This window comes from Luteolibacter sp. Y139 (assembly GCF_038066715.1).
GTDB lineage: Bacteria > Verrucomicrobiota > Verrucomicrobiia > Verrucomicrobiales > Akkermansiaceae > Haloferula > Haloferula soli.
The window spans coordinates 266,191-279,027 of the sequence record NZ_JBBUKT010000008.1 but is presented as its reverse complement, the minus strand read 5'-3'; the positions used below and the strand labels follow the sequence as shown (position 1 = coordinate 279,027).

Sequence of the window (12,837 nt, the reverse complement as noted above, 5' to 3'; positions counted from 1 at the left end):
GAGAGGATGATCAGTTGTGGCCCCAGTTGTTCTGCGGAGCGGTGATCGAGGCCGGCAAGACGTAGCTCTCGATGTCGTTGGCCTTCTTGAAGAACTCGCCGGTAGGTTCCAAGGTGAAGGTTACCTTCACGTCCTTGTTCGGCTCGTGGCTCGGCTCGCCAATTTCCTTCACGGTTGCGTGCACCAGCATCCCGGTGCCTGCCGCATTCTCATGGACGATTCTCCAGAAGGTTGCCACCTCGGCGTCGTAGTCATCCTCGAACAGGTGATGGTTCTCATCGTTGTCAAACCCGGCCACACCGGCGGTCGTGTCCGCCGAGGTCGCCGCTGTCGTAATCCCGGTCGCCGACCCCGTCGCAATCGCCACGTTCAAGGTCGGCACATCTGCTCGCGAATCGCTCGCGGTGAGGATCAGCTTGTCGGTGGCTCCGGAGATGTCGTAGAGCGCACGCAAGTCCGCGGCGGCGGCATTCGTTTGGAACCACAAGCGAGCGGCAGCCATCCACACCGCAGGCGCGCCCGTCGGCACCGGCACCGCGTAAGCCTTCGGTGATCCGGCCAGCGCCGGATCGGTCACCGTAAACGAGGCATTGCCCGCCACCGTCACCGTGCCGGCGCCGGTCGCCGTGTTGACCTGCTTGGTCCCGGAAGGCGTGTTCGGATTCCACAGCACCTCTACCGAGATGTCGCCGATTTCCTTGGTCCCCGGACTCTTCTTTTTCGTGGAGCTGCCGCCGGAGGCATCACAGTCCAAAGTGAGCTCTTGCTCGACCGTCTCGCGGGAGCGACTGGGACCGGTGATGGATACCCGCTTGGAAATCGTGTCCCAACCGGTGCCGTTGTAACGCTGGAGAGTCGTGCAGTTGCCTTTCACGCCTCGCACCATCGGCGAGTCACCGAGGCGCTGGGGAGGGCGGCGGCTGCTTGTTCGCCCCGTTCGCAACGTGATCCGCACTCGCCGTTTCCGGTTTTCCGGGCGCACCTTTTCACCATCTGCGACGTCTCGCTGCCATCGCCAGCCCGAAGAGCCCAAGCGTAACCGTCGATCCCTCTGGGATGCTTCCATAGTGAATCAGGTAACCAGTTCCACCGTTGTCATCCACAAAGGTTCCCTGATTGGTTACCACCTCGAAGTACATCATGATCTCCGACTTCCAGTCCATTTGGGTGAAGAACCCGGCCCAATGCTGCTGTTGGGTATACCACACCTGATCCCCTGCCTGATACCCGGCCGCCGGGTAGTTCCCATAAAGAACCATATTCCACTCTACGGGCGCAAAGACCGTGCCGGTGATGGTCACGGCACTGGCGATCATCTTTGCGCTGATCACCGTCTCGCCCATGTTAAGATCAATCGTCACCTGGCCGCCGGACGGACCTTCGTAGCCTGACATCGAGGTCTCGGCCGCTGGGCGAGTGCCCGCGGAAAGGAATGGCTGCGTCGTCCCATAATAGGGTCCGTCCGCTAGGCTCGTCCAATAAGTCGAGGCCATGATCACAGCGCCTTGCGCCGGAGCAGACAGAGACCCGAGCGTCAAGGTCAGGAGCGGGGTGCTTAGGAGGGATTTCATGCGCCTCCCAGCGAAGGAGAACCTTTCCACTCCGTCAATCTTTCCCTAGCCGCAGAAGAGACCTCCAAATCGCAGCTCGCCATAGGCACCGACCTCGATCCTCCACGCGCCGCCGATAGCCCGCGGCGTCATTCCTTGGGACATGTACCTGACGACTTCCTCTGCGTATTCGCTTCGCGCCGAGAGTCACTGTAGATCCTTCCTTGGAAGGCGAGCATGCCGTGGTGTGCCGTTTGGTCGCTGAAGTCTCGTGCAGTCGCCTTTCACGGCTTGGAGCATCCAGCTCCGGAACAAGGTAACGGGAAGGGCGGCAACCTTGCTCGCCCCGTTTACCGGCAAAGCCATTAAGGAGCGTGGACATTCTGTCCACGTTACTTCGCCGCCCTCATTCCTCAAAGATCAACGGTATCCGCGCCATCCGCGGTCACGCCTCCACCCGGCCTTGCCATCCACTTCTCGGTTAGTGCCATCATGTCCGCCGCCTACCTGGCACAACAACCCCTCAACTATGAAAATCAAAGCCATCCTTCTCGCTACTGTTGCCCAACTGCTCGCCGTGGTGCCGTCCCATGCGGTGCAGACCTACATCACCTCGGAACTCGCCTACATGACTCCAGCCTACCTCCAGATTTCCCATCCCGAAACCGGCGGCCAGTCGGCCTACGTGCAGCTACCTAAGGCGCAGCTTACCACCACCTTGGAAATCGATCCCGACCATCTGACCGCACGGCTTTCCGGTTCCATGGGTGGATCCTCGGCCACGATTTCATACACCACCGGCGTCACGAATCAGCGAGTGAACGACTACGCACCGCAGTTTCCCCAGGGCCCCCAGCCGCATTTCGCCGATGGCTACTCGACAGTGACCGTCACCCTAGATCTGTCCGCGGCAACTTTCGACTCCGGAGACCGTGCCCTCACGTGGACCGGCAAGACCTATCGTTTCGGCCCCGGCGACATTGGGACCATGCAAGGGCTCATGACCTATTCGATGACGGTCTTTTCTGAAGGCGAATCTAAGACGACTACCCAGTCTCAAAACTTCACCGTTCGGTTTACCACTAATGGTGTGCTGGATCTCACCGACTATCCCACGAACTCTTCGATTCAGATGGACATCCTCGCTAACGGGATGCCAGGGGCATATGGCAGCGCGCCCAATGGCTTCCAGTCCCAGTTCGTCCTCATCCCCGAGCCATCATCCGCTCTCCTCAGCGCCGGCATCCTCGCCCTTTTCCTTCGCCGCAAGCGCCAGCGCTGCTAACACGGAGTCCTGGGCTACCGGGCAACATGGAATTCCACCACGCCGAGTGCACCGTAGTCCTTCGTCTCCTTCTCGTAGGTATCGGGCAGGTCGCCCCAGGCACTGCCCTCGATCTTCCACCCGCCGCCAATCGCCTGCGGCGTCATCCCTTGGAACTTTAGCCGGATCGATTCCCGGAAGGCATTCGCTTCGCGCCGGGAGTCACCGTAGATCCTCACCTGGAACGCGAGGGTGCCGTGGGTTGCCGCCCCGGCATCCAGCACCGGCTCGCCCTCGTTTTCGATGAACTGATAGATCATGCACGGATTGGGAGTCTGCTCTGGCGCCACGTCCGGAAACACCCGGGCCTGCAACGCCGCCAGCGTCGGCTCCTGTTTCACGGCCGCCACGAACCACGTCAGCAGGTCATTGATCATGGCCTCACAGTGACCGGGCTTCACGTTCGAGACCCGCCGCTAGCTCCTGTTTCACGGCATTCAGCACGGCCGACTGGTTGCCTTCGATGGCGGGCTTGAGGAACGGCTGGGCCGCGTGATGCTTCGTTCCGAGCTCTTGGAAGCGGTAGTAGCGCTCCACCGCGTCGGGGTGATACTCGCTGCCCTTGCCACCGCGGCGATGCGCCACCCGAGCCGATGCCAGCTTCCCGCCCTTGATGGTCACTTTGACCCCGAACAACCCTTGCGACGGCTTCGAGCTGGCCCGGTGCACTAGCGAGGCCTTCACAGATCCAGTACGCACCGGCACCTTCCCCTGCGCGGCATCGACCAGCACCTTACCACCGGCCCGCACCGCGGCGCCGTAGACCTTGCGCTGAAGCCGTTTGTCCAGCTTCAGCGCCCGGTCCCGCAGCTCCTTGAATCCCTCGACTTTGATCTCGGCACCCATCAGGCGAAAAACCAGCGCTTGTGCGGCGCAGTGAGGTGCTTGAATCCCATCGGCACCTCCACGGCCGCCACTCCCTGCCCGAGTAGCACCGAACTACGGTTTTCGTAGTAGTGCCCGATAAGGAACAGCGCTGCCACCCGGAACCAGGCGGGCAAGGGCTTCAAGCCCGCCTTCCAGGTCACCCGGTAGCAGTTCCCCGAAAGATGACCAGCGCCCAGCGTGAGGACGTGCCGCTCTTCGAGGTTGCCCGAGAGCGTCCACTCCTCCGCCGGCAAGGTCTGCCACTCGCCGCCCGTGCCCTTCTTCTCGACGGACGTCACTTCCTCCACCGGGTAGAGGAAACCGAACTCCCGCAACGTCGTCTCCGTGGAGTGCACGCGCTCGAGCACGCCCGCCAGACCGATCTCCTGCAAGGTCCGGTCCACCGCAGCCTCCGTGTAGGCGGCGATGATCGCATCATCGAGGTCATGCTCAACCCGCAGGTGTTGCTTTGCCTCGGTCACGGGAATGACAGGCTTGGCCATGAATCAAGGATTCTCGTCCTTCGGATCGACGGAGGTCGGATCGCCAGCGAAGTAGTTGCAGGAAGCCATCTGCGGGGTAATGAACGCAGACGTCTCTCGGACTGCCACCGCCGTCCTGTCGCTATCGCCGGTCGCGGTGTTTGCTGCGGCATTCGTTTGATCCGCCGCTCCTTCTTTCGAGGTTGGTTTCTTTTTCATGATCGAGTTGGAAGCAAAAGAGAAAGGACCGGCCAGTCACCCGGCCGGCCCTTCCGATTAACCCAAGGTGGTCAGGCTTACGCCATGTTGAGGCGAGCGAGGTAGGCGTTGTATTCAACGAGCGAACCCCAGCGGACATCACCGGCGACGGCGATCATGCCATTGCCGAAGAGGTAGTGCTCGCTGGTCTTGATCGTGAGGCCCTTGCGGACCGCGATGCGGTGACCCTGCTTGAAGTTGCCGAAGAACGCCGGATTGAGGCCAGTGGTGGCAGCATCCAGCTTGCTGGAAACTTCGTAGGGCGATCCGTTGATCTGGGCAGGCTGCCCGGCGATCATCGACGGCGTCCAGATCGGGCGGCCGGTGGTGTCCTTAAGGAGGAGTGCCTTGGTCTCGAAGTCCGTCGAAATGACGTAGACACCGCCAGCACGGGCCTCGGGGACCACCGCTTGCTTCAGCTTCACGACGTCGTCGTAGGCAACCGCGGCGGCGGCAAGGGCTACCACGACCGGCACCACCGTTGAGTTTTGCGTCCGGATACCGGGGCACACGCGGCCGGCAAGCGTCACGGTGATCGCACCGCCCGCTTGGTTGAAGAAGGCAGTCTGTCCACCCGTCCCCTTCCAGCCGTATTCTTCAATGGTGGAAGCGTAGGCACGGCCCCAAACGCGAGCGAAGGCACCGGGAAGGCCCGCGGCGTCATCCATGATCTCCTGCGAGACCGGGAAAAGTCCGCCGTAGTTGTAGATGTCGATCGCCTTTGCCGACAGCGTCGGATCGTAGCCGGCATAGGCTTCGGTTTCCTTGCGTGGAGCGAGGACGCCGAGTTCTCCCATGAAGGGAATCTGTCCGTGGATGGTCGAGGTCATTTCGACCCCCGAAATGCGCATCAGCGGGCAGAGGCTCGCGGCTTCCATCAAAATGGCTTGCTCGATGACGGTGGGGATCAGCACAGCACCAGTCGAGGGGGACACCGTGGAAAGCGCCTTGAACTGCTCCGGGTCCATTCGCGCGGCATTGAAACCGACGCGGCCCAGGGCTTGGAACTTCTCGAAATACTCATCGCTCGCCTGCGGCAGCTTTTCCCGGCCTGGCAGGTTCATCTGCTCGGCAGTCGCATCGTCAGACGCATTGGAAAGGTCCAGCGCCTTGAGCATGCCCTTATCCGTGGAAAGGGAGGAGTTCAGCACATTGATCTCCTTGCCGAGAGTGACGTGCTTCGTCATCTCCTCGGCCGTGAACGGGCGGTCGGCACCGTTCTCCCCCTTGCCCTTGGTTTCTTTGATCAACGCCTCATACTCTCCGAGCTTCGGGGTGATGAGCGCCGTGGTTGCCGCGATTCGTCGGATGATGTCTTGTCGATCCATGCCCCGCAGCATTCCCGGGAATCCGGGGCACTGCGTAGATCGCGCAACCCTCATTCGCCCCGTTCGCCGCTGTTAGCGAGCCGGTGCCGCACACAGGATGTCGGTATACATCCCATTCGTGCCATCGACTTCGGTCCACCCGGTGATGTTCCAGATCGTCTCCGGCTGGTCGGTCCGCTTCGCTTCCACCAGGCGGTCGCCCGGCTCGTAGATCTGCGTGAACGGCCGCGACCTCACCCGGAAGCGAATCGTCCGCTTCTCGGTGTCCCGGTCGGCAATGACCGCCTCGTCCGCCGCCTTGTCCCGCATCCGGCGGGCGGCGACGGACAGAACCAGCTCCCACGCCTCGGTGGGCTGCCCGAGAGCGTCGGCACCCGCACCGGCGCGCTCGATCCGGATTCGTTGGTTGAGAAGACCCGGGTTCATTCAATCGAGCGTGGCAGCGTCCTCCTCGTCCTTGCCACCAAACAACGCCTCCGCGTGCTCGATCTGCGCCGCGGCAAGCTCGCGGTTTGACTCCGCGAGCTCGCGCATGGCACCGGCCAGGTCCTTCAAGACCTCCATTTCTTCAGTCGTCAGCATCGAACTCGGCGCGGATGGATTTGAGGAGATCTTCAGCCGCATGGACATCGTCCAGCGTCGGCTCATGGGGATGCTCTTGGATGTCATCATCCGTCGCTGGCGGTGCCGTCCGCTTGCCCGCTTCTCCGGTAGGCTCTTCCTCTTCCTTTTCTTCCTCGTCGTCCTCCGCAGCAACCGCCAGCGCCAGCGCCTCGGGACTGAGTTCCGGGAAATCATCGGGGCTCCACAGCGCCGCCGCGGCCTTCACCGATGCCACCTTGGCCGTGGCAAAGCCGGAGGTGACCGCCTCGTCCGCCGTGTAGTAGGTCGTGGCCGCCATCGCCGTGCGAAGCTGGTCACGCGTGAGTTTGGTTCGCTCCTCGTAGGTGTTGAGGATCGATTCGGTGATCTTGTCGAGCACACCGGCAACCTTCCGCAGTTCCTCCGCCTCGCCCCACACACCGGCGGACGGGTTGTGAATCATGAACATCGCGTTTTCCGCGATGTGGACGGTGTCACCCGCCAGCGCAATCACCGAGGCGATGGAAGCCGCCAAGCCGAGGACATGAACCGTCACCGTCGCCTTGTGGGCCACCAGAAGATTGTAGATCGTCACTCCCTCGAACACCGAACCGCCCGGGGAATTGAGGTAGAGATCGATCTCGTCCGCATCGATCGCCGCCAGCCGTTGCTGGAACGTGCGCGCATCGTTGCCGGTCCACCACGAGATGGCGTCAAGGATGTGAATCGCCGCCTTCTTCTTCCCGCCCGCGGCAGCGTTCACCACCTCGAACTTGGGCAAACGGTTTTCGGGATCGATGCGCCGCGCCGCCGCCGGCAGCGGGCGCTTGTCGAGCACGGCAAGCAACTCGTCGGTGGCGACGAGCTCGGGAAACTTCTTTTTCTTGGGCATCGGATTAGGAGTCGGTTGGAGGATCGGTTTCGTCGGTCTTTTGGTCCTTCGCAGGGGCACCCGCCGCCACCTTGCCGGCCAATTCGATCGGGACGTGGTTCGTGGGAATGAAAAGCTGGTCGCCTCCTTCCACCGGCGGCCGTTCCTCGAGCGCACGCGCCTCGTTGGGCTTCATCACGCCTGAGGTGATCTGCCGGTAGTAGCTTTCCGACCGCGTCTTAAGGTCTCCGCGGAGCAGCGCATCGGCGTTGTGCCGGAAATAGAGCCCGGCGGCCCGGTCTCCTTCGGTGAGCAAGCAATGGTCCAGCGTGTCCTCAATGCGCGTGATCCACGGCACCAGCGTCCCGGTATAGAACTCCTTCGACTGGTGCTCGATGTTGGAGAACGTGGCCCGGTCGAGCTTGTGAATCCGGTGAGGCGGCACGTTGAAGATTCGGCAGATCTCCTCGACCGAGAATTCCATCGACTCGATGAACTGCGCGTCCCGCATGCTCATCGTCACCTGGTGGAACTTCATATCGCCACCCTCGAAGATTGCGATGCCGTCGCCATTCTTTGCGTCGTTCCACGCTTGGCCCCACCGCGACCGCACCTGCTTTGCCTGGGTATCATTCTTGAAAGTGGTTTCGGCCGTGATAATCCCGCGCAAGGGCTGGCCTTCCTCCGCCGAGGTGCGGCCGTAGCGCGACAAGGCCGCCGCTGCCGCAGTGCTCATGCGGCAATGCTTGATCGGATTGATTCCCTCCAAGCCGTCGCCCGTCAGCGCCTTGAAGTGCAGCACCTCTTGGAAGCCGAAGTTCCCCTCCGGCACTTTGTTCGGATTGGTGCCGATCTTGTACTGAATGCGACGCTGGTCCGTCAGCTTGGCAGTCACGTTGGCCCGCGGCACTGGGAACAGTTCCCGCACGTTGCCTCCGGACCAAAATGCCCTGACGAAGGCATTCCCACGAAGGATCTGCTCATACAGTAGCGCCTCCCGCAGCTCGGTCCACGTCATCACCTCATTGGGACGGCCCTCAAGCAACCGTGCGAGAGGATGGGCCGTCTCCTTTTCGCGACGGTCACCGTTCTTCCGATACAACTGCAGCGGCATGGCAGCGATCGACGTGGCAATTACCTGCACGCACCCATACACGGCGGCGAGCCGGTCCGCGGAGCTGGTGCCCGCCCCGTCGCCGCCCCACATTTTCGCCCAGTTTGGCGGCAAGGAAGTGGTGCCGACATCGGAATCGGTCCCTTCGTCCCCACCATCCACCGGCACGGCAGGGGTATTCTGGCCCGTGAAAAGGACAGTGGCGGCGGCTTTCAGACGGCTGAACACCCCGTCACCGTGCCGCACCGGCCCGGTTCACACCCCATCCCGATGCCTCCTTTCGCCCCGTTCACGGGTGGACAGATCCCACCACATTTGTATCAAGATGAGTCATGATCTCCCCCCTTGAACGAAGTCTCGAGAACTTCCTCAGCAATGATTCGCTCCGCGTAGCCGTGATCAAAGGCGAGTGGGGTGTGGGGAAAACTTTTTTCTGGCGCAGTTTCCTCTCCAACCGACTGTCCGGCCTAAAATTCACTGCTTACGCCTATGCGTCGCTTTTTGGTGCCACTTCTATAGAGGCACTCACAAGTCAGATCTCCTCCAATTTCAAGATTGTCGATGAGCAGTCTCCGAAGAAGCATCTGGAAAAGCTTGGTCCTATACTGAAATATGCCGGATATTTTCAGACCCCCCACGTGAACTTGGTTGGCATCGCTAACAAGGTCGTCGAGAGCCATTTGATCAACAATTTCCTGGTGTGCATCGACGACTTGGAGAGGAAAGAGGAAAGCGTCTCGACCTCCAGCGTCCTGGGGATGATTTCACTCCTGACACAGGATCGGGGCTGCAAAGTCGTGCTGATTCTCAACGACGACAAGCTCTCCGCTGATGCAGCCAAGGCATTCGACGAGTACCGCGAGAAGGTCGTTGATCTTGAGATAACCTACTCCCCGTCAATTTCGGACAATTTGCGAATCATCTGGCAAAGCGGCATTCCAGAATCCGTTAGCGCGGCGTTCCACCGGCTGAAATTGAATAATATAAGAGTGATGCAGCGCGTAGCGTGGGCTATCGAGTATTTCGAAAAGGACATATCAGAAAAATATCCATTCATTCTTCATTCCTTTTTAGAAAAATGCGTAATACTTACAATCGTCCATCACGCGTTCTCATCTGTGGTATCCATAGAGGAGGTGCTTAAGTCCAACTATTATTCGCTCTTTTTGGACAAGGATGAACGCGAAAAGCCGGATCTTGAGTTTCTGAAAAAATTGGAGTTCTACCCAGCAGAAGAGGACGAGGTCATTGTTGACTATTTGATCCACGGATTCGCGAAGCTCGCCGACTGGGATGAGCTATTAACCAGCCGCAACGAGGCAAACCGAGTGGGTAACATTACCGCAATACATCGCCAGATTTGGGCTCGCTACTACACAAATTTCACGACATCCCACCGCGAATTCGTTGAACAGCAGATTCAATTCCTGCGGGAGCATGGATCTGACGTGTCGGTAGCAGAATTCGCGACGGTGGTCGATTTCCTGAAACAGCTTAAGGTCAGGATTCCGAAGGATGTGTCGATATCATTTGAAGCCTCACTAAATCGTTTCGTGGCTGCAATGACACATGGTCGTTGGTTCGATTTAACAATGAGCCGGCTTCCTGAGTCGGTGCGGGTCAAAGCAACCGAGAAGATGGAGGCTACAATTCCGGATTTCACGCTTGATGAGCTTCTTAAGAGACTTGCGGGTAGCAATAGTTGGAATCCCAGTGAGCTGAAGTTCTTGGCCAACTTTAGCAGCCGCGAAATAGAGGAGTGGATCAAGACAAGCGATTCGGATGTCCAATACATCCTGAAAGAGTTCATACGTCGCTTTTCGCAAGATCAGGCAGCCGCAGAAGCAATCAGCTTGATGCGGGGAATACTTTCTAAGCTCAGGCGCCGAAGTAAGCTGGATGAGTCTCGGGTTGATTCGATCCTGCCCCCGGCCTGAAATAGCTTCAGCTGAGGACCGTGCAGTCCCATTGCCCCGCCAGCGATCCGTCATACTCCATCTCGATCGCGCACCCGAGCCCCATGATACTCGCGATGATGCCATCGATGCGCTCCTCCGAGCGCTTCTTGTCCGGCTTGATGTTGCCGTTAGCATCCATGTGGACCACCACGTTGCCCGCATTCCACGCCAGCACTGGGTGGCCGAAGTGATTCAGGTGCGTCCCTTGAATGACCAGCCGCTCCAATTCCTTCGCATACGGCGAGATAGTCATGATGCCCTGTGAGAACGCCAGCATGTTCACCCCTTCTTCCACCAGCGGATTGACCAGTGAGGCGGCGTAGGTTTTGTCGTAGCCCACGGCCTGCACGTCGTAGCGCTGACAATCGGCGAGGATCTGGGCGGTAATGTAGCCGTGGTCCATCACCTCACCGGGCGTAGGAACAATGAAGCCATTCTCTGCCCAACTCTGGTAGGGCACTTTATCGCGCTTGGACCGGGTGTTGATATCCGCCGCAGGGCACCAGAAGTGCGAAAGCAGCGTCCACCGCTCGAGCCAGTCTTGCGGAGGAAAGACCCACACCAACGCCGAGAGGTCCCGGGTGATGGCAAGATCCAGCCCGCCGTAGCAACGAAGGCCGTCGAGCTTCGCCTTATCGTAGCTGTGCACGCCCTTCGCCCACTTGTCAGAATCGAGCCACAGCGAGGCCTGGTTGATCCAGATGTTGAGCCACTTGGTTTTCAGCTCCCGGTTGATCGCGGGGTCCGCCTTCGCCAGCGCGAGTTGGGACCGGAATTTCTTCTCATCGACGGTAATGCCGTAGAGCGGGTTGGCCTTCGCCCACACCATCGGATCGTCGAGGCGCTCCTTATCCTCCTCGTCGATGGTGAAAATGATGCCGAAGTAGTCGTCACCCTCCCCACCGTCTTCCCCCTTCAAGATCCGCTGCACGATAAGCGAGTGCGAGCGGCCGACCGAGTCCATATTGTGGCCGGCCGTGGTGATCATCAGAAACAGCGGCTGGGAACGTGCACCAAGCGCCGAGTTAAGGACGTTCCAGAAACCCAGCTTCGTCCATGCGTGCGTTTCGTCGGCAATCACCGCATGCGGGTTCAAGCCGTCGGTGGTGTCGCCTTCGGTGTCCCGACCCAGCGGTCTCATGAACGAGTCCGCGGCACCATACTCGATGATCGGCGGGTTCTTCCGGATGGCGAAAGCTGCCCTGAAGTCCGGGTCCTTCGATTTCTCGATCAGCACACGAGCGTCCCGGTGCAGGATCATCGCCTGGTCTTTCTTGGTTGCCGCATTGTAGACCTCCGCGCCCCCCTCGTTATCGGCGCACAGCATGTAGAGCGAGATGCCGGCAGCGAGCAGGGTTTTGCCGTTCTTTCGGGGGACCTCGATGTGAGCGTATTTGAACCGACGCAGTCCGCTATCGACCCACTTCCACCCGAAGATGTTTCCCACCACGAACTTCTGCCACGCCTCCAGCTTCATCCGCGTGCCCGCCCACTGGCCCTTGTAGTGCCGGAACGTCTCCATGAACCCGATCGCTCGGTCCGCAGCCGCCACGTCGAAGCGGATGTCAGTCCGCTCCAAGTCACGGAGGAACCGCTCGCATGCCAGCCTCACCCATCGGCACGCAATCCGGTCGCCGGCCACAACCTCCCGCGCGTAGTCGATCGAGACATGCTCGATCGCCTCAGGTGAGGAAGTTGGACGGCCCGTCTTCCTTCTTTTCACTCTTCGGTGGTTTGACGTTCTTGATCGACTGCAAGGCCAGGGGGGTCATCCCCAGCGCCTTCGCCGCGGTCTCCATGGCGCTCCGGGCCATCGACCAGGCGGTCATGGCGGGATGGAGGTATTTGCTGCCCTTCTCGCCGGTAAGGGTAACCCCCTCATCGTTCACCTCCTTCAGCGCATCCGCGGCAATGGCCCAGCCCTCGACGTAATCGACGAGCAACTGCCGGTTTAGGTCGGTGAGGTGCCCGAGCTTCACCAACTCGTTCGCCAGCCGCTCATACTCCCGCTTCGCCTCGTCGCCACCCTTGATTCCGACCGGAGCCTTCAAGGAAAGCGGCGCCAACGTGCCCGACAACACGGACAGGTTCTCTTTCGGCTTGGTCCCTCGGGCGCCCATCGACCCGAACGTGCCGCCATGGACGTTTCCGGAGAACCCGCTGGACGGCAGGTTGGCCCCGTTGACCCCCACCCCGTCAAAACCCACAGAGCGATTAAAAAGGCTTGGGCGCGCTCTGCTGTTTCGGGAGTGGCAGAGATTTGCCCCCCTCCCCCACCCTCGCCTGACCTCTAACCAACCTTGACCATCCCATGAGGCGAAATGCGACGTTCCAGCGAACAGTTAAGAAAGGTGGGACATTCAGGTCCCTGAGGCAGGCCAATGCCTACGACCCTGCGTGGCAGCGCTACTCGCGGAGCTACCTGCGAGCTCATCCAATCTGCTTCTGCGACGCTGTGAAGGTGTGGGTGGATGGCACCCCCCTGGTTGTTTCGTTCGGTCCT

General features: G+C 60.3%; 15 protein-coding genes. 2 read left to right on the top strand and 13 right to left on the bottom strand.

Translation table 11 applies throughout. The features are described 5' to 3' along the window. Positions 1-10: 10 nt before the first annotated feature. Positions 11-886, bottom strand: coding sequence for a hypothetical protein (locus WKV53_RS19875; protein WP_341406541.1), 876 nt, complete (start codon positions 884-886; stop codon positions 11-13). A 100-nt stretch (positions 887-986) separates the two neighbouring features. Continuing rightward, positions 987-1,571 carry a hypothetical protein gene (locus WKV53_RS19870; protein ID WP_341406540.1) on the bottom strand — a complete coding sequence of 195 codons (585 nt, stop codon included), beginning with the start codon at positions 1,569-1,571 and terminating at the stop codon, positions 987-989. A gap of 508 nt (positions 1,572-2,079) precedes the next feature. On the opposite strand from WKV53_RS19870, the gene WKV53_RS19865 reads away from it, so the two are divergent. After that, positions 2,080-2,835: a PEP-CTERM sorting domain-containing protein gene (locus WKV53_RS19865; protein WP_341406539.1), complete on the top strand. Its 756-nt coding sequence runs from the start codon at positions 2,080-2,082 to the stop codon at positions 2,833-2,835. 14 nt (positions 2,836-2,849) lie between these two features. Here WKV53_RS19865 and gp17 read toward each other — a convergent pair whose 3' ends face one another. The 9 genes from gp17 to WKV53_RS19820 form a co-directional block, all read right to left on the bottom strand. After that, positions 2,850-3,251, bottom strand: coding sequence for a tail completion protein gp17 (gp17, locus tag WKV53_RS19860; protein ID WP_341406538.1), 402 nt, complete (start codon positions 3,249-3,251; stop codon positions 2,850-2,852). A 4-nt stretch (positions 3,252-3,255) separates the two neighbouring features. Continuing rightward, on the bottom strand, positions 3,256-3,720 hold the full coding sequence (locus WKV53_RS19855) for an HK97-gp10 family putative phage morphogenesis protein (RefSeq protein WP_341406537.1): 465 nt from the start codon (positions 3,718-3,720) through the stop codon (positions 3,256-3,258). Further along, entirely contained in the window at positions 3,720-4,244 is a 525-nt protein-coding gene (locus tag WKV53_RS19850) for a head-tail connector protein (RefSeq protein WP_341406536.1), read from the bottom strand. The genes WKV53_RS19855 and WKV53_RS19850 overlap by 1 nt, the downstream gene beginning before the upstream one ends. Before the next feature lie 3 nt (positions 4,245-4,247). Continuing rightward, on the bottom strand, positions 4,248-4,442 hold the full coding sequence (locus tag WKV53_RS19845; protein ID WP_341406535.1) for a hypothetical protein: 195 nt from the start codon (positions 4,440-4,442) through the stop codon (positions 4,248-4,250). A gap of 77 nt (positions 4,443-4,519) precedes the next feature. Further along, positions 4,520-5,809, bottom strand: coding sequence for a phage major capsid protein (locus tag WKV53_RS19840; RefSeq protein ID WP_341406534.1), 1,290 nt, complete (start codon positions 5,807-5,809; stop codon positions 4,520-4,522). Positions 5,810-5,881: 72 nt separating this feature from the next. Then, positions 5,882-6,235 (bottom strand): head-tail adaptor protein, encoded by a 354-nt coding sequence (locus tag WKV53_RS19835; protein ID WP_341406533.1) that lies wholly within the window; start codon positions 6,233-6,235, stop codon positions 5,882-5,884. Further along, positions 6,236-6,391 (bottom strand): hypothetical protein, encoded by a 156-nt coding sequence (locus WKV53_RS19830; RefSeq protein ID WP_341406532.1) that lies wholly within the window; start codon positions 6,389-6,391, stop codon positions 6,236-6,238. Further along, entirely contained in the window at positions 6,378-7,283 is a 906-nt protein-coding gene (locus WKV53_RS19825) for a head maturation protease, ClpP-related (protein ID WP_341406531.1), read from the bottom strand. Before WKV53_RS19825 ends, WKV53_RS19830 begins: the two co-directional genes overlap by 14 nt. A gap of 4 nt (positions 7,284-7,287) precedes the next feature. Then, positions 7,288-8,604: a phage portal protein gene (locus tag WKV53_RS19820; RefSeq protein WP_341406530.1), complete on the bottom strand. Its 1,317-nt coding sequence runs from the start codon at positions 8,602-8,604 to the stop codon at positions 7,288-7,290. A 104-nt stretch (positions 8,605-8,708) separates the two neighbouring features. Between WKV53_RS19820 and WKV53_RS19815 the strand changes: the two genes are divergently transcribed. Then, on the top strand, positions 8,709-10,313 hold the full coding sequence (locus WKV53_RS19815) for a P-loop NTPase fold protein (protein ID WP_341406529.1): 1,605 nt from the start codon (positions 8,709-8,711) through the stop codon (positions 10,311-10,313). 7 nt (positions 10,314-10,320) lie between these two features. On the opposite strand, the gene WKV53_RS19810 is transcribed toward WKV53_RS19815, so the two are convergent. Together WKV53_RS19810 and WKV53_RS19805 are read right to left on the bottom strand one after the other, a co-directional pair. Further along, entirely contained in the window at positions 10,321-12,057 is a 1,737-nt protein-coding gene (locus tag WKV53_RS19810) for a terminase large subunit (RefSeq protein ID WP_341406528.1), read from the bottom strand. Further along, on the bottom strand, positions 12,017-12,454 hold the full coding sequence (locus WKV53_RS19805) for a phage terminase small subunit P27 family (RefSeq protein WP_341406527.1): 438 nt from the start codon (positions 12,452-12,454) through the stop codon (positions 12,017-12,019). Before WKV53_RS19805 ends, WKV53_RS19810 begins: the two co-directional genes overlap by 41 nt. Positions 12,455-12,837 lie beyond the last annotated feature (383 nt).